This is a genomic window from Cyclobacterium amurskyense (assembly GCF_001050135.1).
Lineage (GTDB): Bacteria > Bacteroidota > Bacteroidia > Cytophagales > Cyclobacteriaceae > Cyclobacterium > Cyclobacterium amurskyense.
This window is the reverse complement of record NZ_CP012040.1, coordinates 3,851,865-3,874,641: the sequence shown is the minus strand read 5'-3', so window position 1 is coordinate 3,874,641 and position 22,777 is coordinate 3,851,865. Positions and strand designations below refer to the sequence as shown.

Here is a 22,777-nt window from a genome sequence, read left to right as displayed (position 1 = left end):
ATTAATAAAGAAAAAAAGGCTTTAATCTAACAAGAGCAATATTATTCAATCATTTGCTTGACTGATTCCCAAATATCGGCATCCACTGGTACACCAAGTTTAAGATTTTCCTCCCGCCTTAAAAATGATTGTTCTCCTGGGTAGTTTATTTCCATGCCTTCGAAAACCTTTGAACTTTTTAAATCTGCTAAGGCATTTCCAATTTTGTTGTCAAGCTTCTCTTTTGGAATCCCCAAAGTTTCGGGATGTAGGCACAGAAAGAATTGGGAGATCCCATATTCCTCTTTTTGTCTACCTATTTCATAAGTAGACTGCCCATCAGAAAGACCAGACGCCATAAGGTCCAGCATCATTGATAAGCCTGCCCCCTTCCATAAACCAATAGGCAAAGCCAATTCCTCTGCAATGACCTGCAAAGGGTCTTTGGTTATTTTCCCTTCTGAATCAAAACCTGCATCGTAGGGTAATTCTTTATTGGCTTTTTTGTAAATAGCCATTTTCCCATAAGAGTATTGCGTCATGGCCGTATCCAGAATCACAGCCTTGTCCCGATAAGGCAAGGCAATCACCAATGGATTATTGCCTAATTTGGGTTCTTTGCCTCCCCAAGCTGGCATATTGGGAATGGTATTGGTAAAGCATATACCAATGCATCCCGCTTCAGCTGCCTGCCATCCATAGTTTCCTGCACGCATCCAGTGGTTGGTATTGTTTAAAGCCACACAACCCATACCGTTGTTCGAGGCCATGGCAATTGCCCTATCCATGGCCAAGGACGCATTGTACATTCCAGCCCCCAACTGACCATTCCACCGTTCCATAATAGGCAAAGAAAATTCTTTTATTGGTGCCTTGTTCGGATTTACCTTTCCCCTTGCTACTTGCTCCAGAAAAGCAGGAAAACGATTCAATCCATGTGAAGCCACCCCATCCAAACTTGCCATGGCAAAAAGACGGGAACAGATTTCTGCCTTTTCCTGATCAAACCCATGTTTTTTTAATACTTGGGTGAATGTGGTTTGTAAAACTATTAAGGGAATCCTTTTGCTGGTATCCATACAGATTTTTTGGTCAAGGTTTATTTTCAGATTAAAAGTAAAAGAATTTTATCGGGGGTGAAAAATTACTACTTGAAATATTAATCGAATAAAGCCTAAAAATGGTCAAGTTAAAGAGGCCTCAAAATCCAATATTCAAAAAGAAGAATTAAACATCAACATACATCAAGATTATCACAGGACGAACAAATAGGTTATAAAATTTCTTTCATGTTGAAAACAGTCATTGTGAGACAGTTAATTTGAGCTGAAAAATTGTAAAAACAAAAAAACCATACTTTTCCAACGGATCGGATACCTTCTTCTATTAATAGGATTCAAAAAAACCAACTAGTAAATCAATTGATGTTTTTTTTATTTATTAAAATAAATAATTATATTCAATGGAAGCAGATAAAAACAGTAAATGTTTAGCGCATTATTTTTATATATTTTTTTAAGTTTATCTTCTATTCCTATTAATTTAAATAGGGAAAATATATCTATACCCGTATATTCTAATTTAACAAAGCAAAGTAAAATCACCTTATTGGAAGATTATTCTTATGAGTTGGAAATAAATCAAGTAACTACGATTTATGATTCAAAAGGATTGTCACACGCATCGCAACATTTTATTATAGATCAATTCACAAGCTTAGATAATTTTGAAGTTAAGGTAGTAAACTCAAATAATGGCAAAACCATAAAAAAATATAAAACTAAAGACCTTGAAAAAAGAGCACTGATTGATAACGGAAGTATTTATCAAGATTTAGAAGTAATGTATTTTACCCCGGAAGCATCCTCCTTTCCCATAAAGGTAGAGATGACCGCCCGTATAAAAAAATCAGGCAATTTTTATTTCCCTAGTTGGAACCCTCAAAACTTTCATCATCAAAAGGTTGAGCAGGCCAGTTTAGAAGTTAACTATCCTAAGGCATTAGGAATTCGGTACAAAACACAACTTTTCGAGGGCGACTTTAATGAGTCGTCAGATACTGAAACCCAAACCCTTCTTTGGACTACACACAACCACCCACCATCTACTACTGACGCCAAGGATACTGAGTTAACCAAAATAAAGCTCGCACCAGTAAAGTTTGGTATAGATGGATTTGAGGCTAGTATGGATACCTGGGAGAATTTTGGGCTATGGTTTTACCAACTTAATAAAGAAAGGACAAACTTACCCGAAGAATTCAAACAGGAAGTTAAGCTAATGGTTAAGGATGCAGGTTCAGACATTGAGAAAATTCAAATCCTATACAAGTACCTGCAAAACAACTATCGCTATGTCAGCATTCAGTTGGGGATTGGTGGCTGGCGGCCTATGGAAAGTGCTGAAGTGTTGTCAAAGAAATATGGGGATTGCAAAGGTTTAACCTTATTCATGAAGGCCATGCTTTCTGAGGTAGGTATAAGTGCTGATTATACCTTAGTGAATGCAGGGAAGGACACCTCCTTTGATGAGGATTTTCCCTCCAATCAGTTTAACCATGCCATCCTTCGAATAAATTCCGGCAAAAATCGCTACTGGCTTGAATGCACTTCCAATCACCTTCCTGCCGGGTTTTTAGGTGCATTCACCAAAAACCGAAAAGTATTGGTTATTACCCCCGAAGGAGGAAAAATTGACCATACTCCCTCCTATTCTGATCCTGTCTTCAACACAACAAAAATCATTACTTCAATAATATTAATGGAAGATGGTAATGCAAAAATTGAAGGCTCATTGCTACAGCAAGGGTTTCCGGCAGAAACAGTAATTATGAAAACTTTTGATAAAAAAGAGAAAGAAATCAATACCATTTTCAATGAACAAATAGGGGTCAATGGATTACTAATAAATGAGCTAAGCTTAGATAAAATTATTAACTGGAAAGAAATAGCTACAGAAATAAACTTTTCCGGTGTTGTCTTAAGGTACTTTAGAAATACGAATAAACGCGTTTTCATCCCAATGTCTTGGTTCAATTGGAAAATCAATATGGAAGCCCCGACTGGCAACTATGTTGAGGAAATTTCGATAAAAAAACACCGTGCTTTAGATGTGGAATCCATTCCTAAAAACATTACCATCAATAAAGAAAAATTTGATATAAATCTGGAGATAGCGATCGATGAAGAAAATATATTAATTAAAAAGTACATAAAAGTTAAAGACACTATTTCACTATCTAGCGAAGAACAAAAAGCACTATTAATAGCTATAAATGAAACATTAAAAGGAGAATTAATTCTCACTAAACAATGAGCATATGGTTTTTTCAAGAATTTTAGTATCATTCATTATTTTGGCATTATCTCCACTATTTTTATTTTCCCAAGAAATGCGTTTTGGGAAGTACAATGACTTTGAATTTAACTTCAATGAAGTCTCATTTGACCCTGAAGCAGATGCCGTGGTATTGCAGGAATCCTGCTACAATTTATTCTCTGGCATTGTGCTGGGAAGCAAGATACACCGGAGAATTAAAATACTTAAAGAAAGTGGCAAAGAACAAGCAGACGTCACCTTAAGGTACTTTAAAGGAGACGACAATATTCAAGATCTCTTTAAGATTAAAGCACAAACGATTAACTTAATAAATGGAGAAATTCAAATTGAAAAATTATCCAAAGGTGATTTTTACGAGGTAGATGCTGGTGATGGCTGGAAAGAAATAAGGTTTACCTTCCCCGGTGTGCAAATTGGGTCTATTATTGACTTTTCTTATGAAAAAACGGATAAATCCATCGTTTCACTGGAAGGCTGGGTATTTCAAAATGAGATCCCCACTCTAAAATCAATTTATGATATCACCTTCCCATCTTTTTTGAGGTATAAAAATTTGACACAGGGGCTTAAGACCATTACCCATAATTATCAAACCAAAACAAAAGGCAATTATCGCTGGGAGCTAGAAAACCTGAATGCATTCAAGACTGAGCCTTATATGGCACATTACAAAGACTATTTGGAGAAAATCGATTTCCAGTTAGATGGGTATGAGTTCAGGGAAATGGATGGCTATGGTACAGATTTAAATAAATACGAGCAATTATTCCAATCCTGGCAGGATTTAGCAGAATATTTCACAAATCGGACTGAATTTAAAAGCTACTTAGAACCTAAAAAGAAGCAAGCTGAAATTACCGACATTAACAGCAATGAGTTAGATACGCTTCAACTTGCAAACAATATTTACAAGCATGTAACCTCCCAATACAAATTTAGCGGCTTATCCTCCATTGTACCCACTAAAAAGCTTAATGAAACAATCTCTAGCAAAAATGGCAGCAGGGCAGAAATAAATTTATCACTAATTGCCCACTTAAGACATTATGGGATTCTAGCTTATCCATTACTTATAAGTAGCAAAGGTAATGGACGATCCAATCTGGTACCATTTCCATTTATAGATCAATTTAATCATCTAATCGCCGTTTCATTAATAGGCAATAAAGTTTTTTATTTGGATGCAACCAATTCAGATATTCCCTTTGGCTTTCTACCCTCTGATTTTCTTGTTTATCAAGGCTTTCTGATGATAGAAGAAAACAGTGGGCTTATGGACATCAAAATCCCCCATTCCTCCGGATACAATGTTTTTTCTAATTTAGAGCTAGGAAAAAATTCCATAAAAAGAGAGTCGACAATAAAAGTGATGGATTTTGATTACATCTTGAATTCTGGCCTTTTTAACGAAATAAACGAATCGAACGATGTCTTCCAAACTAAACTATTGCCCAAATCAGGTAACCCAGAAGTAATACAAACCATTTCAATTACGGAAAACGATAAAAAAGAGAATGGATTATTAATTAATTACACAGCTACCAAAGAACTAGATTCAGGTAAAAACCTATACATAACTCCTTTTCAGTTATTGCGCTGGGAACCCAATCCTTTTGTTAGAGCAAGCCGTGTATTCCCAGTAGATTTCAATTATATTTTCACTGACAGGTATGCAACAAAAATCGAAATTCCTGAAGGATATGTACTAGATGATTTTCCGGAAAATGCCTCCATGACCCTCCCAAGCGGAGCTGTCTCCTTCAATTTTAATGTTAATGTAATGAAGAACACAGCCATAGTGAATTCCATCATATCGGTTAAAAACCATATTATTGACGCAAATGAATACCCCGACCTGAAATACCTGATGGATATCATATCAAGCAAGTTTAAAGAACCAATGGTATTTATAAAAAAATCAAACAATACAGAAATCGACAAACCTTCAGAATAAGCATTGTGCCATTTCTTTAAGTAAAATACCATTATCCGTTGCTTAATTCCTGCTTTTTTCACTCCTTGCAAACCTATAAATTCATTCAACATATGAAAGTAATTAGCTGTGAGCATCCGGGTCTGTTTGTATATAAAGAAGCTAAAATACCACAACCTCAAAAGGGGGAAGTATTGGTTAGCATTAGAAAACTAGGTGTTTGTGGAACTGATTTACATGCCTTTGCTGGTAATCAGGCTTTTTTTACTTATCCAAGAATCCTTGGGCATGAAATAGCAGCCCAGGTAGAAGTACCCAATGGATCAGCCTTGCAGCCAAATGATCCTGTGGTAGTCATCCCCTATCTACATTGTGGGCATTGTAGCGCCTGTAGTTCAGGAAAGACCAATTGCTGCGAAAAACTTAAAGTGCTGGGTGTACATACCGATGGGGCCATGCAGGAATATATGGCTCTGCCTGCATCTATTCTAATACCTACCCCACAGCTAAGTTGGGATGAAATGGCCATTGTAGAACCCTTATCTGTAGCTGCCCATTCAGTAAGAAGAGCTGGATTGAAAAAAGGAGACAAAGTATTGGTAATGGGCTGCGGACCTATTGGCTTGGCCATAATGGTATTTGCTCAGCTTGCCGGAGCGGAAGTTACTGCACTAGACATCAATTCCTGGAGGTTAGGTCTAGCTCAAAATGAATTTAAAGCCAAGCATACCATAAATGCCAAGGAAATGGATGCAAGCTTAAAAGAACAATGCAAAAATGGCTTTACAGCTGTATTTGATGCCACAGGCAATAAAACCGCAATGGAATCAGGGCCTTATTATGTAGCTCATGGTGGTAAATACATTTTGGTTGGGCTATTTAAAGATCAATTGTCCTTTCATCACCCATCCATTCATGCCAAAGAATTGACCCTGCTGTGCAGTAGGAATGCAACCAAAGAGGATTTTATATATGTCATTCAAACTTTAGAGAGTAAGAAATTCCCCACCCATAGTTACACTACGGATAAGTTCCTCTTTTCGCAGACCAAAGAAAAATTTCCTCACCTAACCAATACTGAAAATCAGGTTATAAAAGCATTAATAGAATATTAAAGAATTCTACCATTTAAAAACCCCTATCACCGATTATACATTGGCTTTTGTTTCTTGATCGTTTTATTTACGAACTTTGAAAATTAAAGAGACTAATATATGAATAGGTTTTCATTTATATTCCTGACCTTCAGCTTTATGACTTGCCCTTTGTTTGTAAAGGGCCAAATAAATAGTGAGTACCAATTCTTGAAAACCAATAATGCTTACGTTGTAAAACCATTTGCTAAGGACTTCACCAGAATTGACACAGAAGGCATGAGCCTCGAATGTTCAACAACGAGTCTTAGTAGAGAATTAAACTTCCAGCATATATCAGGTTATTTTGATGAGGACACCCAAACCCTTTTTAGAAATATAAAAATTCAGGCGAGGGTATACATAGATATCCAGGGTGATATCAGAGATCTTTATTTCATAAGCGAAAATGATCCGAAAGATCATGGTATAGATTTTAAAGCTTTGGCCACCCACATACAAAGAAAACTGAGAATAGATCAAAATAAAGATTGTCTTCCAAAACTTGATGACAAATTTATTTCTTGGTACATCCCCATGTACCTGTATTAATTTTGTTCTAAAACCTACGCTTTGCCTTCCAGTAATATTGTAATAAGCTAATAATTTGATTACAATATTATTGCCTTCTTAAACCCGGATTATGTAATAGAATTTCTCCGTCCGACAATGTCAGGGGTGAAGCCTGTCCCGTGTTTACGGGAAGTGTTGCAATCGCAAGACAATCAGACTGTTTGGAGATTTTACCATAGCACCGCTACGGTGAAATTGAAAACAGCAACGATTGGGTATTTTAAAGCGATTTCAGCACGTAATAGAATGTCTATTGCATATTTCGGGTTGAACTACTTTGAAGTGAATTAGTACCTACCTTGTAATAGATAAAAAAGCAATAATCTAAAGGCATAAAAAAAGCCCGATACAATCGGGCTTTTTATTTTCTTAATTTTTATTTCAGAAAGAGCATCTCTCTGTATTTCACCAATGGCCAAGATTCGTCGTCCACTAGTAATTCAAGTTTGTCTACTGCATATCTGATTTTATCGAAGTAGGCGTCTTTTACGTCATCACTATAAAGCTTGGCTTTAGCAGTAATGTCTTCTTCTTTATTTACACGCTTCCTAGCTTCAACCATATTTCCCACATCAGATTTGAGTGATTCAATATGTTTAGAGATTTCTTCAATTGTCTCAATAGCTGCAGAATGGTCCAAACCTAAACCTTTCAAACCGTTTGCATTTGCAATAAGCTTGTTTTGGTATAAAATAGCTGTTGGAATAATGTGGTTCAAAGCCAAATCACCCATAACACGTGATTCAATTTGAACTTTCATTATATAATTCTCCAATCTGATTTCATGTCTTGCATGTAGCTCTCTTTCGTTCAACACATTGTGTTTTTTGTAAAGATCTGTTACTTGCTTAGAAATAAGAACATCCAAGGCATGAGCAGTGCTCTTAAGGTTAGAAAGTCCTCTTTTCTCAGCTTCTTGTGCCCATTCTTCAGAATAGCCATCACCTTCAAAACGAACTTTTTTACTTTCCTTAATATATTTTCTAAGTACATTAACAATGGCAAGTTTCTTTTCTTTACCACCACTAATTTCCTTATCGATATCTCGTTTCATATCCATAAGGATATCAGCAACGATTACATTAAGCGCAGTCATTGGACCTGCAGGGTTTGCAGTGGATCCTACTGCCCTAAATTCAAATTTATTTCCTGTAAAGGCAAAAGGAGAAGTTCTATTTCTATCGGTATTGTCAAGAATGATTTCAGGAATTTTAGAAATCCCCAATTTCATATACATGTTGTCCCCTTTTTCTATTTTCAAGTTGCCATTTTTCTCCAATTCGTCAAGAATCTCAGTCAATGTACTTCCCAAGAAAATAGAGATAATCGCAGGAGGTGCTTCATTTGCTCCTAATCTGAAATCATTACCAGCTGATGCAATACTTGCTCTAAGTAAATCTGCATTTACATATACTGCTTTGATAGTAGCTACCAAGAAGCACAAGAACTGAAGATTTTCTCTAGCTGAATTACTTGGCTGAAAAAGGTTAACTCCTGTGTCTGTGATTAAAGACCAGTTGTTGTGCTTACCACTACCATTAAGTCCTGCAAATGGCTTCTCATGGAATAGCACTTTAAGACCATGCTTTTCAGCCACTTTTTCCATAACCTCCATCAACAATAGGTTGTGGTCAGTAGCTTTATTGATGTCCTCAAATAAAGGAGCAACTTCAAACTGTCCTGGAGCAACTTCGTTGTGACGCGTAGAAACAGGAATACCTAATTTCAAAGCTTCAATTTCAAAGTCCTTCATATACTCCTTAACCCTAGAAGGTATAGAGCCGAAATAATGATCATCCAATTGCTGACCTCTAGCTGGATTGTGACCGAAAACGGTTCTTCCAGCCATTACTAGATCTGGACGTGTTGCATATAGTGCTCTATCTACAACAAAATATTCTTGTTCAACCCCCAAAGAAGGATTCACCTTCTTTACATTTCTGTCAAAATACTGACAGATTTCTACTGCAGCGGCATTAATTGCCTCGGTAGATCTGATAAGAGGTGTTTTAAAATCAAGTGCTTCGCCAGTATAAGAAACAAATATAGTTGGTATACAAAGCGTTTGGTCGAAAATAAATATTGGTGAACTAGGATCCCAAGCAGTGTATCCACGTGCTTCGAAAGTAGTTCTTATACCACCATTAGGAAAAGAAGATGCATCAGGCTCTTGTTGAACCAATGTGCTACCTTTAAATCTCTCCATTCCTGCCATTGCATCGAAAAAAGTATCGTGCTTTTCAGCTGTTGATCCTGTTAATGGTTGAAACCAGTGAGTATAGTGCGTTGCACCTTTGGACATGGCCCATCCTTTTACTGCAGTTGCGATTTCATCAGCAGTGGACATATCTATTTTTGTTCCCTTTTCAATCGCAGTTTTGACTTTTTTGAAAACAGGACTAGCTAAGGTTTCCTGCATCTCTTTTAAGCCAAATACCTGAGAACCGAAATAATCAGAAATTTTTAAAGAAGGTGCCACTGCAGTTAACTTAGCTCTGCCTTGCACTTTCATTAACGCTTTTTGTCTTAATGTTGCCATTTGAATAGTTTATGGTTTAAAAACTAATTACAAAATTAGAAAAATAAATGGTTTTTTTTCAATTATGGTGATTTTTAAAGGCCATTTCCGTGATTTTTACAGTTTTGACAACAAACACACCTAAAATATCCATCAGAACCCGCGTTTTTTTTCGAATTCGTCAATTTTATTGCAAAAATGGAAAACTCAATGATATTCACTAAATTTGCCCCAGAATATAAAGAAGTTAAAAGTTTGAAAAAAGTAGCATTCTATACCCTCGGTTGCAAATTAAATTATGCAGAGACCTCTACCATCAGCCGCATGTTTGAAAAAAAGGGCTATAAAAAGGTGGGGTTTGAGGAAACCCCTGACATTTTTATTGTCAACACTTGTTCGGTTACTGAAAATGCCGATAAGAAATGCAAGAAAATCGTAAAGGAGGCTAAAAAAATATCCCCAAATGGTTTTATTGCTATTATAGGATGCTATGCCCAACTCAAACCTCAGGAGATTGCCACTATCTCTGGCGTTGATGCTGTATTAGGAGCCGCAGAAAAATTCCGATTAATAGAATTGCTAGATGATTTTGCTGCTGGTCAGGAAGCTAAGGTCTATGCTTCATCAATAGCAGAAGCGGAAGAATTTAACAATGCCTATAGCATACATGATCGAACCCGTACTTTTTTAAAGGTTCAGGATGGATGCAATTACGGCTGTGCTTTTTGCACAATTCCTTTGGCAAGAGGAAAAAGCAGAAGCGACACCATTATTAATATAGTGGCTGCCGCCAATGAGATTGCAGCTACCGAAGTAAAGGAAATAGTAATAACAGGGGTTAATATAGGAGACTTCGGTATCCACAATGGTAAAAGAAAGGAAAAGTTTATAGATCTGATTCAGGCTCTAGATAAGGTATCAGGAATTGACCGATTCCGTATTTCCTCTATAGAACCAAATTTACTAACCAATGAGGCCATCACATTTGTGGCCCAATCCAAACACTTTGTACCCCACTTCCATGTTCCTCTACAGTCTGGAAGCAATACCATTTTAAGGAAAATGGGGCGCCGCTACCTGAGAGAACTTTATGAAGACCGGGTTAGCAAAATTAAAGGCTTGATGCCTCACTGTTGTATAGGTGTAGACGTGATCGTAGGTTTTCCTGGGGAAACTGAAGAATTGTTCCTTGAGACTTACGAGTTCCTTAAAGAACTCCCCATTTCTTACCTACATGTATTTACTTACTCTGAAAGAGCCAACACCCGGGCTGCCGAGATGGATGAGGTTGTCCCAATGAAAACAAGGAATAAACGCTCAAAAATGCTCAGAATTCTTTCTGAAAAGAAAAAAAGGGCTTTTTATGAAGAAAATCTAGGTAAAACGTATACCGTTCTATTTGAAGGAGATGTGGAAGATGGTAAAATGCACGGTTTTACAGAAAACTACATTAGAGTAAGTGCCAAATATGATCCGCTTTTAATTAATGAATTAAAAAATGTGACATTGGTTAATATAAATGAAAAAGGTAGTGTTGATGTTTTTGAACCTGAAACTGAAGAAATTCACCACTAAGAATAAAAATTGGTAACGTTAATCAACCGATAATCTACGTATTTTTAAATTTTATAATTTTTTTGATGTAAGATTGAAAACCTTATCTTAAATTGGGTAGAAGAAAGATTTATCCCTCAATCCAATTTATTAAAATGATCACCAATTCTAAGAAGCTCTTTTTTACAATTATTATTGCACTGTTTCAGTTCAACAATGCCTTTTCCCAAAATTCGGTAGGAAAAGACATTGACCCTTTCCAACCATTCAAAATTGTAGAAGATGGAAGCTGGTGTTGGTTTCAGGATGAACGGGCACTTTTGATTGATAACAAAGTGGTTTTTACTGGAGTCACGTCCAAAGGTTATAACACTGTCAGTGAATGGAATCTGGATGATTACAGTTCTAAAACCACGGTATTAACGGAAGGTTCACTTCCTGCAGATGACCACAATGTTGGCTCATTAATGCTTAGACCTGATGGAAAACTTCTAACGGTCTATGCTGGACATACCATCGATGAATTCGTAAGGTACAGAACAACGACCAACCCCTATGACATAAGCAAATGGACAGAAGAGGCTGCCTTTGCTGCCAACGGAAAGGTTTGTTACTCGAATACCTATTACCTTGAAGATGCCGACCTTACCTATAATTTCTTTAGAGGCAATGGCAACAATCCGCATTATATGGTCTCCAAAGACTATGGAGATAGCTGGACTTTTGGGGGGAGACTATTCGAATTTCCGGGAAGGTCCTATCTAAGGTATGCTTCAGATGGAAAAACCCGCATCCATTTTATTACCACAGATGGGCATCCAAGACATATGAACAATAATATTTACCATGGTTATGTGGAGAATGGTAATGCTTATAGGTCTGATGGAACATTGGTAGGACCATTAAGTACTACAGAAAACAGCAAATTTAAGCCTTCAGATTTCACTATGGTTTTTGACGGTGATATTGATACCCGTGAAGACATAGGATGGACAAGTGATATTCAATTGGATGAAAACGGACAACCTTATTTTGTTTTCTCTGTCACCAAGGACCCTATTACAAGAGGTGAAAGGTTTAATGTCGAAAAAGGTGGTTTTGACCACAGGTACCATTATGCTAGATGGGCAAATGGAGAATGGATCGAAGATGAAATCGCCTATGCTGGTAGCCGTTTGTATCCTAGTGAAAATGAATATACAGGTCTTATTAGCTTGAACCCAAAAGATAAAAACATCCTTTACTTTTCAGGGGATGTACATCCAGTAACTGGTGATCCATTACTTGTAGATGGTGAAAGAAGATATGAGATATTCAGAGGTGAAAGACTGAATGAAGAAAGTCCTTGGAAATTCACTCCTGTAACTTTTAACTCAAAAGAAGACAATATCAGACCCATAGTTTTGGCTGATGACAATAAAGAAGTGGTAATGTGGTTGACAGGAAGGTACACTACCTATAAAGATTACCAACTTAAGGTGTACGGTAAAGTCATTAAAAAAAAAAGAATAGTTAAGGAGGAGGAAAAGAACAAAAAAATAACCTTTCTCATCAGTAAGGATCCTGACAATTACGAGGCTGACCTCACCATTCCTTACTTTGCAATGAAACTTTCAAAAGAAAGCGGTTTTGAAACCAATGTAATTCTCGGTGAAGGAGAAAGAAATGCTTTTAAATTGCCGGGACTTGAAACCATAGTAGACACTGATCTACTGGTGTTTTTCTTGCGTAGGGTAGCCCTTTCCTCTGACCAAATGCAACTTATTAAAAACCATATTGCAGCAGGAAAACCTGTTCTTGGTATCAGAACTGCCAACCATGCTTTTTCGGTCAAAGATGGAAAAATCCCCTCTGGCTATGAAGACTGGTGGGAATTTGTACCAGAAGTAATCGGCCATGAAAACATGGGTTATGGAGCAGCAAAAGAAGCTACTCAGGTAATCACCGAACAAAAAGCAGGTAAAAAATTATTGAAAGGAATCCCAGAAGGAAAATGGATAAGTCAAGGCAATCTTTATTTAATGGGAAATAGTCTTGACAGTAAAGCAAAATTAATATTAAGCGGTGAGTCCGATGGGAAAACCATGCCTATCGCCTATACCAGAAAATCAGGTAAGTCAAAGGTGTTTTATACTTCCCTGGGTTTCCCTACAGACTTTACCCACCCCAATTTTACCCAATTGTTGAAAAATGCAATTGACTGGACTTTAAACATAAAATAAGCATCCCACTAACGTATACATCAGCTCATGAAAAGCTTCATTTTATCTCACCAACAGGTTATCTTTTCCACTTGTCTGTTATTGTTTTTATCTATCAGTTATCAAGGCTTTTCTCAAAAGTCAATTGGCTGGAAAACGGGAACAGATAAAATCAACATAACACCCAGCCAAGCATTATGGATGGCTGGATATGGCCATAGAGATCATACAGCAGAAGGAAAGTACGGTGACCTTTGGGTAAAAGTTTTAGCCTTAGAAGATGCGAAAGGAAACCAAACAGTAATTGTCACTTCGGATCTTCTTGGCTTGCCTAAGAACCTATCTGATGGGATTCGCGAGGCAGCAAAAAAGAAATATGGGCTAGAAAAGTCCCAAATTGCACTGAACAGTAGTCATACCCACTCTGCACCTGTACTTGGAAAATCCTTGTTTGATATCTACCCAATGAATCCTCAGCAACGAAAAGATGTAGAAGATTACACAGATAAACTGCAAGGGGATATAGTAGTAAGCATAGGCAAAGCTCTTTCTAAATTACGTCCTTCAAAGCTTTATTCAAATAATGGAACGGCAAGATTTCAAGTAAATAGAAGAAACAATAAGGAAAGTGAAGTTCATTTGTCTACGGATTTGAATGGACCAATGGACCATGCTGTGCCCGTTATAAAAGTAACAGATGAAAATGATCAAATTACTACGGTCCTTTTTGGTTATGCCTGTCATCCTACTGTCTTAAGTGGCTATCAATGGTCTGGAGATTATCCGGGATATGCCCAGGAGGTAGTTGAGAAAAATTACCCAGGTGTTATGGCCATGTTTTTCCAAGGTGCTGGGGGTGATCAAAATCCATTACCAAGAAGAACCCTACCTTTAGCTAAACAGTATGGCACAGTACTGGCTGCCACTGTAGAGAGGGTTTTATCTGAAGACATGATGCCATTGGGTTCAGAGCTAGGAAGTGCCTATAAAGAAATAGACCTTGATATAGAAGACCCTCTTAGTAAGGAAGAACTCAATAAAATGATCAATGAGGAGAGTGGCTACCTGAAGAGGTGGGCACAACGAATGCTAGGAGAAATAGAAGCTGGAAATAAGCTACCCTCCTCCTACCCTTTCCCAGTTCAAATCATTAAAATTGGTGAGCAACCAATCTTCACTATGGGAGGTGAAGTAACTGTAGGCTATGCCAATAGACTTAAAGAAATGTTTGGCCCGGATGTCTTTGTAATGACCTACACCAATGATGTAATGAGTTATATCCCAACAGAAGTTATACTAAAAGAAGGTGGATACGAAGGACATACTTCTCAAATGGTTTATGGATTGCCTAATAAATGGAAACCAGGATTAGAAGAACAGATTCTAACAGCATTTGATGAACTTGCTTCAAAATTAGCAATTCAAAGAAAAAAATAACCCGGTAATCCCACCTATAATATTATGGTAAATTTCAAAAATTACATCCGATTAATCGCAATAATACTCTTAGCTGGCGCTTTCTCCTCTCAGGAATTATTGGCTCAGTCAACAAATTACGAGATACTATTCGATGGGAGCTCTTTAGATAAATGGCAATCAAAAAACAATCCATCCTCAGCCATGAAAGGCTGGAAAATAGATGGTGGCACCCTATTTATGGACGGTAAAGGTGGGGGAGACATCATTACTAAAGAAAAATACGGCGATTTTGAGCTGGTTTTCGAATTTAATCTGACCGAAAATGCCAATAGCGGCATCAAGTACTTTGTAGATACCATCTACAATGAGAAAACTGGGAAAATGATGATCAATGGCCCCGAATATCAGATTATTGATGATTATAATTATAAAGGTGTGAAAGACGATCCCAATGGTTCAACTTCTACTGGAGCTGCCTACCTATTCTATCCGCCTAAAAACAAACAACTAAAGCCTGCTGGAAGTTGGAATCAAGGCAAAATTATAGCCAAAGGAAAGAAAGTGAGCCATTGGTTAAATGGAAAAAAATTATTGAGTTACACTCGTGGTAATAAAGACTATCTGAAGAAAAAATCAGAAAACAAATTTAAGGACGACAAAAACTATGGAGAGCTAAAAGAAGGCCATATTTTGATAACGGATCATGGAGACAAGGTCTTTTTTCGAAATATAAAAGTCAAGAGGCTCTAATTTGATCTTGGAGGTATTGTTAAAAAAACACAACAATACCTCCATAATCGTTTCGTATCATTTTTTTAGTAGGTGCTGCCTCCTTAGCTACATAGACTCACCCTCTATAGCATGCTAATTCACATTCACTAGTGTTCCATAACCATCCCATAGTATTTTGTGATGGGGTATAAGAACCAGGACCTAACCTTATTTTTACACATTCAACCCGGATTATTTAATAGAATTTCTCCGCCCTGACTGTCAGGGATGAAGCCTGTCCCGTGTTTACGGGAAGTGTTGCAATCGCAAGACAATCGGGCTGTTTGGAGATTTTAGCATAGCACCGCTATGGTGAAATTGAAAACAGCAACGAAGTGGCTGATTTTGAAGCGATTTCAGCACGAAATAGAATGTCTATTGCATATTTCGGGTTCAAGTCAGGCTCAATTCATCATTAAAAGCAGCCTAACAAGCAGTAACTTATTTGTATTCTTCTAGCATCAAAGATGATTTCTCATCGAAGGTATCAGAGATAGATGATTTACTTGTTAACTCCCAATAACTTTTGTCCTGTAAAACCAACACCTGAGTGGCCACAATCCAGCTTTGAGTCCATCCAGTCAAGGTTCCCCAAGCACCCCAACCGGCATCAGCATTTGATGCCCAGTATTCCCAACGGTCGTAATCAAAAGCTCTAAACCAAGCACCATCAAGGTCTTTAATTGCCTCACTCTTAACCTGTATTCTCGTCATAAAATCGGATAATTTCTCCAATGCGGCAAAGTATTCCGGATTATTGGTCGCATGGGCAGCTTCATTTAAGCTAAAAAAGGCGAAATTACTGGTATACAACATGTCCGCTATGGGATCACCGTTCTCAAATATCAAAGGAGCCTCATGTAGACCGTATTCCTGATTGGAAGAGGTTCGACCATATCTTCCCTTATCTTCTCCACCCAACTCTTCTCTAATCGCACCACTTTCTACTTGATTTTCTAAAAGCTTGCTCACTATTCGGTCCAGCCATTCCCTATGTTCTGGTGTATCCTCCACTTTTACTAACCAAGCCAATGGCAAAATCATTCTTGCACGTTCTTGTTGAATACCATTGGTCCAAAGCCATTCCTCTGGGTAGTTGTCCATGGTAATTTCAATCGCTGTTTTTGCTTTGGTCAGCAATGGTTCGTATCCAGTTTTGTCATACAACCACAAATAAATGGCCCACATCCAGGATTCAAAATGAGGGGCTGGATTAATGGTTTCTTGATTCCAGTAGTGTTTCCATCCCAAATTGTGAAGATTGGTATTGTTTAATCGATTGCTTCTAAAACCATATATCCCTGTTGTCCTAAAGTTCGCCAAAATTGCTTCTACCATCTCTTCATTCCAATCCTCTTTTCCCATGTGCGCCATTGCACCCACAACCCCTAATATTGCTCTGGCATTGTCATCTCCATAATACACATAAGGATGAGTATTGGACCAACCTATTAATCCAAAGGCGGCTGAATCCGGCTCACTACGTGGGCCTCCACGAAGATTTTCTCTAAATAAAAACGCAATCAAATTTTCTGCCGGAACATTATAAGCAGGCTCTTCCAATAGGTTGGCTGCTGCTGCTAATGCATAGGCTGCTTCTCCCTGAACATCCGCTCTGATCCAATACCTGTATTGTTGACTACCATCATAAAAGATATTGGAGGAATGACCTTCCAACAAACCCTCAGACCCATCTCCAACCGGATAGTTTGCAGGCACTGGAGGACCAATGGGATTGGTACCATCACCTTGGTATTTGAGCCAATAATCTTTCCAATCTTTTGCTATATAAAATTTTCCTTTTTCAAACCAATCCACTCCATTTTTAACGCTATTCATTTTATCTTCCCTGTCCAATTCAGCAGTAGCACTGAAGGATGGTTCAAGTAAACGAGGCCATGAATCAAAACTAAAGGATTTATTTCCAGTAAGTTCAGTAATAATATGAGACCACATGACTTTCCAGTGTGCTTCAGGGCCAAACCTCCCTTTAGCAAAACCAGACAACTTACTTAGTCCTACAAACCCTTGGTCTTTTTTGAACAGCAGCGGATATGCTGGAACTCCTTCCAATCCATAAACAGCGCTATCAAGACCGGCCACTTTAGCGACTACCAACAAAGGGTCACTTACTTCCGAGGATATAACATGGCAGTCGTTAATGCCTAGTATTTTCATAGGACTTAATTTGGTGCCAAATTGATCACTCACCACTACGGCTCGTTCAAGTCTGGTCTTCATTACTTCACCATTACTCTCAAGCCCCTCAAAGTCTTCTGGAAACTCAAGGTAAAATTTAATGTTGTTCTCCTTAGTGACAGTAAAAAAATCTTCAGGTATTGCTACTCGTTTATGCGGATAATCTCCTGAAAGCACCAATAAGGTGGCTTCATTTTCCATTACTTCTAAGGCAGAGCTAATGTCAGAATGGAAAGCTAAAGCAAAACCTTCGCCTTCCAACCACTGCACTAAATCATTGTTTTCAGGACCAACTACATTGATCTTTTCTTTTGAGGTAGAACCACAGGAAGTGAAAACAATAGTAATTATTATTAAAAGCCAATACCGAAACATATATCAAATAATTTATTTTACAAACCGCAATATAAAGTAATTCCGCAAGTTCTGTCAATCCATTTATAAAATATTGCATTACCAATAAAAATGCCTTATTCCTTATGTTAGTCCAGATTTTAAAAGGAAAAACAGTTTATTTTAAAGGCTTTAAGAACTGAAATTCTTACCTTTAAATAAACATAGACCATTCAGAAAATGCCAATCAAATTTATATCCTTCCTCTTGTTTACATCATTAGTTGCCACTGTTTCAACACTATATACAGAAGTCACCAATGATTCACCCTTATTGGAGATCAATCAAACAACAAATGGAAAGAACCTAAACAAGGAAATTGAAGGGGAGATCATTCAAGATCCTTATAAAATAATGGTTGAATGGAATGACCTTGCACCTTATTTCACTGTCCCTGCTAAATACGAAGGAAAAAAAGGGAATTTTAAGGACCCCTTTATCTTCAATGACAAAAGCCGGGTGACCACTTTAGATGACTGGAAAATAAGGAGAAAAGAAATACTGGATTCCTGGCATAAGCTTATGGGCGAATGGCCGGATTTAATTGTAAAAACTAATTTCGAGATACTGGAAACAGTCAACAAACCTGATTATATCAAAAAAAGAATTCGATTTGAGTGGATACCTGGCCAAATGACCGAGGGCTATCTCTTACTGCCCTATGAAGCCAATAACCGTCCTGCGGTGGTTACTGTGTATTACGAACCTGAAACGGCTATAGGAGAAGGAAAACCAGATAGAGACTTTGCTTTACAATTGGTCAAAAGAGGGTTCGTCACGCTCTCTATCGGCACAACAGAAACCTCCAATGCAAAGACTTATTCTTTATACTATCCAGACATCGATCATTCCACAGTTCAACCACTCTCTTTAATGGCTTATGCTGCTGCCAATGCCTGGCATTTATTGGCTGATATGAAGGAAGTCAATAAAGACAAAATAGGCATTATGGGACATAGTTATGGAGGCAAATGGGCTATGTTTGCATCTTGTCTGTTTGAGAATTTTGCTGCTGCTGCTTGGTCAGACCCTGGAATCGTATTCGATCAAGTTAGGCCAAATATTAATTATTGGGAGCCTTATTATCTGGGGTATCACCCAAGACCAAGACGAGAACGAGGTGTTCCAACTAAAGATAATCCAGCCAGAGGATTGTATCCTCAGCTAATAAAGGAAGGGAAAGACCTTCATGAACTTCATGTGTTAATGGCTCCCCGTCCTTTTTTGGTTTCTGGTGGTGAAGAGGACGGGGAGAATCGTTGGATTCCTTTGAACTATAGCCTAAAGGCAAATTCATTCTATGGCTACAAGGACAGAGTGGGCATGAGTAATCGACCTGACCATTCTCCAAATCCGGAATCCAACAAGATTATTTACAACTTTTTTGAATATTTCTTGGCACAATAAGGTATCAAGAAAGGAATTTCTCAAGATTGTTTGCTACAAACTCATCGTCATTCAACCATGGATAAGCATTGTATACTCGGTCAATTTCTTCAGATTGGCCTGGTGACAGTACCTCATTAGGGTTTAAACACCAGGTTCCTTTAAGCAAGCCTTGACGTCTTAGCACTTCGTGAATTCCTGGAATACAGCCTTTAAATTGATGTTTCGGATCGAATATCACTGCATTGGAATCTGTGATTTGAACGCCTAATTCGAGTAATTCTTGTATTCCTCTGGAATCATTGTCTCTACATTCCTTTATTCTCTCCATTAGTGCTACTGCTTTGGTAGTCCACACTGCCCAATGGCCTAGCAATCCTCCAACAACCTTTTTGGTGACCTTTTTGCCATCGACCACAAAAGTAAATGGAGTAAGCAAGTCTGCCACTATATTGTCATCATTACCTGTATACAAGGCTATTTCCTCATGTCGACTAGAGGAACAAACTGCCCTTACCACATCTAGAGACTGGTACCTGTTAAACGGGGCCATTTTTATGGCCTGAACATTAGGTATGTCAGCAAAATCTTTCCAGAAGTCATAACTTAACAACCTTCCACCAGCAGAAGGTTGAAGGTAAAATCCGAAAATTGGAATAACCTCTGCCACTTTTTCTGCCCTTTTAATTAGGTCTTTTTCGGACCAGTCACCCAATCCTCCGGCACTTAACAAGCCCAAATCATATCCCAACTCCTTAGCTAAAGTAGCTTCTGCTACTGCCTGCTCTGTATCTCCTACAATTCCTGCTACCATTGCGAATGGTCTATCTATCGCAGCAGCCTTGACCTCTTCCATGGCCATCCTTAATACCGGCTCAAAAAGTCCGTATTTCTCTTCCCTGATCTCAAATTGGGTACTGTGGACACCCACAGCTATGCCACCTGCACCTGAGGCAATATAATAGCGCGAAAGCGCCCGTTGGTACTTCTCATCAAGTTTTCTTTCTTCATTTAAAGCCAGTGGATGGGCAGGTATCACTGTACCATCATGTAACAATTGCTTGATAGCGGGGTTTAATTCACTCATTATTTTATAATTAAAATTTTCCTTCTCTTTCTTGGAAATGTGTGGGTTTATTCAAAGTCTTTCCATCTTGTTGAATCCATTGAGCAGTCATCTCAATCATGGTAAGTAAGGAAACGCTTGGGTATCCGAAAAGCTGATGACACAGCGAGGCATTGTTAAGCAAAACTTTGGGCTCAGGTTCATTGATGAACACTGGATGTTTATCCAATAATTTGCCGAACTTTTCAGCCACCTGTTTAATGCTGATTGTTTCAGGTCCGGTTACATTAAGAATTTTCGGGGGACTAGTAGTATGTAGCAAAGATCGAATAGCAATTTCATTTGCATCTCCTTGCCAAATTACATTCATATGGCCACTCCTTAAATTAATAGGTTTTTCGGTATTGACCATCTTGCCAATTTCCAATAGGTTACCATAACGCATGTCTATGGCATAATTTAACCTATACATCAACATTGGAATATTGTATTGATGACTAAAATATTCAAAAACTCGCTCTCTTCCGAGGCAAGATTGAGCATACTCTCCAATTGGCTCAGGTGGGGTTTCTTCTAAAGCTCCACCTGATGCATAATGCACAAATGGATAAATATTACCACTTGAAAACACCACAATTTTTGAGTTCTTGTACTTAGTAGCTACCCTTCCAGGTAAATAGGCATTCATGGCCCAGGTGGAATGCTCCTGCCCTGTTGTACCAAATTTTTTGCCTGCCATATAAATGACATTTTCTGCATCTGGTAAGGCTTGTAAAGCCTCATCATCCAATAAATCTGCAGCTATGCAAGTTACCCCATGGCTTTCTAGATCTGTTCTCAAACTTGGATCAGAAAAACGGGAAACACCAATGACCTTACTTTTCTTGCCTGCATCTTTTAATGCTCTGCTTGCAAGCTTGGCTAGGCTTGGTCCCATTTTACCAGCCACACCTAAAATCAGGATATCGCCTTTAATTTTTTTTATATCCTCAACCAGATTGCCTGTAGGCTTACTTAGTATTTCTTCTAACTCTTCTATAGATTTCATTGATTCAATAGTAAATTTTAGTGGTTTATTAAATCATCCCTTTCATTCATTCAGGATAAAAACATATTATGCGTAAAACAAGGAATAAGCATTACTAAATGCCAAGGTGAATAGCACCATTAAACCAATAATCCCAACCACATTGGTGAAAGTATTGTTTTTTAAGCCACCCATTATAGTGGTATCGTTACCAATTAAGAACAGGCCTAATCCTATAAATGGCACTGCAAATATGGTAATGCCTTGTGCAAACACTATCAATTCCAAAGGTAGTCTCCCAAAAATTAGCGCAATAGAAGCACCAATTATAATAATTAGGGAAATCAATATTTTAACTGGAGTACTATTAAGATTCCTACCCAATGACATGGAATCTGAAAGCAAGGTACCACCGATACTTGCATTCCCTAATAGGGAGGAAAATGAAGCTCCAAAAAGCCCCACCATAAAAACCATAAAGGAAAATTTACCATAAACGGGTTCTAATGCCATACCTATATCACCTGCTGAAGTAACTGTTACTCCTTTAGGGTACAAGATGGTAGCGGCACTGATCATTATCATGGAAGAAATTAAACCCAATACTACTATTCCTGTATAGCTTTCTCTTAAGGCATCGTTAGACTCCTCTTTCTTCCATCCTTTTTCCTGCACCAAATAGGATTGGTAGAAAGCGCCTGCAATAGAAAAACTGGATGCTACCAAGGCAATTACCAAGATAAAGGACCCTTCCGGAATATTTGGGCTCAACCCAGACAGAACCTCATCCCATGCAGGTGGAGCAAGAATTAGGGTGAATAGGAAAGAAATCAACATAATGCCTACCATTAGCATCATCACTTTTTCTAAAATCTTATAGAAAGATTTAAAAAAAAGCAGAGAGATGGCCATTAATGAGATGATTACAATCCATAAACTATTGGTCTGGCCTAGAGATTCGGACAAAGCCAAGCCAGCTCCTACAGTATTACCTGCCTGAAAAGCAGCGGTCACGAAAAACACACTAATTCCAGCTAACAAAGCGGCTGATTTACCCCATTTATTTCTAAATAAAGTAATAAGAGAATGCTCTGAAGCCAAACCTATCCTCGCTCCCATCCCAGTAAAGGTCAGCATCAAAAGTGTAGCGATTATAATTACCCAAAGTAAGTGGTAGCCATAAACGGCTCCCAATTTGGAAGTAATTGTAAGGCTACCTGGACCAAAAACCAAAGCGGCAGTAATTAGTCCCGGGCCCAAAGATTTAAACCAACGTTGGATCATAT

At 38.0% G+C, this 22,777-nt stretch carries 15 protein-coding genes; 9 read left to right on the top strand and 6 right to left on the bottom strand.

The genetic code is table 11. From position 1 onward, the window contains the following. Positions 1-41 precede the first annotated feature (41 nt). Entirely contained in the window at positions 42-1,058 is a 1,017-nt protein-coding gene (yiaK, locus tag CA2015_RS15955; protein ID WP_048642796.1) for a 3-dehydro-L-gulonate 2-dehydrogenase, read from the bottom strand. 529 nt (positions 1,059-1,587) lie between these two features. Here yiaK and CA2015_RS15950 point away from each other — a divergent pair. The 4 genes from CA2015_RS15950 (at position 1,588) to CA2015_RS15935 (ending at position 6,936) form a co-directional block, all read left to right on the top strand. After that, positions 1,588-3,294, top strand: a complete 1,707-nt coding sequence (locus CA2015_RS15950) for a DUF3857 domain-containing transglutaminase family protein (protein WP_169786492.1) — start codon at positions 1,588-1,590, stop codon at positions 3,292-3,294. A gap of 4 nt (positions 3,295-3,298) precedes the next feature. Continuing rightward, complete coding sequence (locus CA2015_RS15945) at positions 3,299-5,272, top strand: DUF3857 domain-containing protein (protein WP_048642794.1); 1,974 nt, start codon at positions 3,299-3,301, stop codon at positions 5,270-5,272. A gap of 92 nt (positions 5,273-5,364) precedes the next feature. Then, on the top strand, positions 5,365-6,366 hold the full coding sequence (locus tag CA2015_RS15940) for a zinc-binding alcohol dehydrogenase family protein (RefSeq protein ID WP_048642793.1): 1,002 nt from the start codon (positions 5,365-5,367) through the stop codon (positions 6,364-6,366). A gap of 99 nt (positions 6,367-6,465) precedes the next feature. Continuing rightward, positions 6,466-6,936 (top strand): hypothetical protein, encoded by a 471-nt coding sequence (locus tag CA2015_RS15935; protein WP_048642792.1) that lies wholly within the window; start codon positions 6,466-6,468, stop codon positions 6,934-6,936. Positions 6,937-7,333: 397 nt separating this feature from the next. Here the strand turns inward: CA2015_RS15935 and CA2015_RS15930 are convergent, their stop codons facing one another. Beyond that, a complete protein-coding gene (locus tag CA2015_RS15930) occupies positions 7,334-9,496 on the bottom strand; it encodes a glutamine synthetase III family protein (protein ID WP_205749776.1) in 2,163 nt (720 codons plus the stop codon). Between the two features lie 234 nt (positions 9,497-9,730). Between CA2015_RS15930 and mtaB the strand changes: the two genes are divergently transcribed. From mtaB to CA2015_RS15910, 4 genes are all read left to right on the top strand, one after another. Further along, positions 9,731-11,050, top strand: coding sequence for a tRNA (N(6)-L-threonylcarbamoyladenosine(37)-C(2))-methylthiotransferase MtaB (mtaB, locus tag CA2015_RS15925; protein WP_048644570.1), 1,320 nt, complete (start codon positions 9,731-9,733; stop codon positions 11,048-11,050). A gap of 134 nt (positions 11,051-11,184) precedes the next feature. Next, positions 11,185-13,251 (top strand): BNR-4 repeat-containing protein, encoded by a 2,067-nt coding sequence (locus CA2015_RS15920; RefSeq protein WP_048642790.1) that lies wholly within the window; start codon positions 11,185-11,187, stop codon positions 13,249-13,251. Positions 13,252-13,278: 27 nt separating this feature from the next. Beyond that, a complete protein-coding gene (locus CA2015_RS15915) occupies positions 13,279-14,667 on the top strand; it encodes a neutral/alkaline non-lysosomal ceramidase N-terminal domain-containing protein (RefSeq protein ID WP_048642789.1) in 1,389 nt (462 codons plus the stop codon). A 24-nt stretch (positions 14,668-14,691) separates the two neighbouring features. After that, positions 14,692-15,399: a 3-keto-disaccharide hydrolase gene (locus CA2015_RS15910; RefSeq protein WP_048642788.1), complete on the top strand. Its 708-nt coding sequence runs from the start codon at positions 14,692-14,694 to the stop codon at positions 15,397-15,399. Between the two features lie 462 nt (positions 15,400-15,861). Here the strand turns inward: CA2015_RS15910 and CA2015_RS15905 are convergent, their stop codons facing one another. Next, complete coding sequence (locus CA2015_RS15905) at positions 15,862-17,994, bottom strand: hypothetical protein (RefSeq protein ID WP_048642787.1); 2,133 nt, start codon at positions 17,992-17,994, stop codon at positions 15,862-15,864. Between the two features lie 198 nt (positions 17,995-18,192). Here CA2015_RS15905 and CA2015_RS15900 point away from each other — a divergent pair, with 198 nt between their 5' ends. Continuing rightward, positions 18,193-19,419: an alpha/beta hydrolase family protein gene (locus CA2015_RS15900; RefSeq protein ID WP_205749775.1), complete on the top strand. Its 1,227-nt coding sequence runs from the start codon at positions 18,193-18,195 to the stop codon at positions 19,417-19,419. A 4-nt stretch (positions 19,420-19,423) separates the two neighbouring features. Here the strand turns inward: CA2015_RS15900 and CA2015_RS15895 are convergent, their stop codons facing one another. The 3 genes from CA2015_RS15895 to CA2015_RS15885 all read right to left on the bottom strand — a co-directional run bounded on the left by CA2015_RS15895 (position 19,424) and on the right by CA2015_RS15885 (position 22,775). After that, positions 19,424-20,485 (bottom strand): dihydrodipicolinate synthase family protein, encoded by a 1,062-nt coding sequence (locus CA2015_RS15895; RefSeq protein ID WP_048642786.1) that lies wholly within the window; start codon positions 20,483-20,485, stop codon positions 19,424-19,426. A 10-nt stretch (positions 20,486-20,495) separates the two neighbouring features. Continuing rightward, on the bottom strand, positions 20,496-21,512 hold the full coding sequence (locus CA2015_RS15890; protein ID WP_048642785.1) for an NAD-dependent epimerase/dehydratase family protein: 1,017 nt from the start codon (positions 21,510-21,512) through the stop codon (positions 20,496-20,498). A gap of 66 nt (positions 21,513-21,578) precedes the next feature. Further along, on the bottom strand, positions 21,579-22,775 hold the full coding sequence (locus CA2015_RS15885; protein WP_048642784.1) for an Nramp family divalent metal transporter: 1,197 nt from the start codon (positions 22,773-22,775) through the stop codon (positions 21,579-21,581). Positions 22,776-22,777 lie beyond the last annotated feature (2 nt).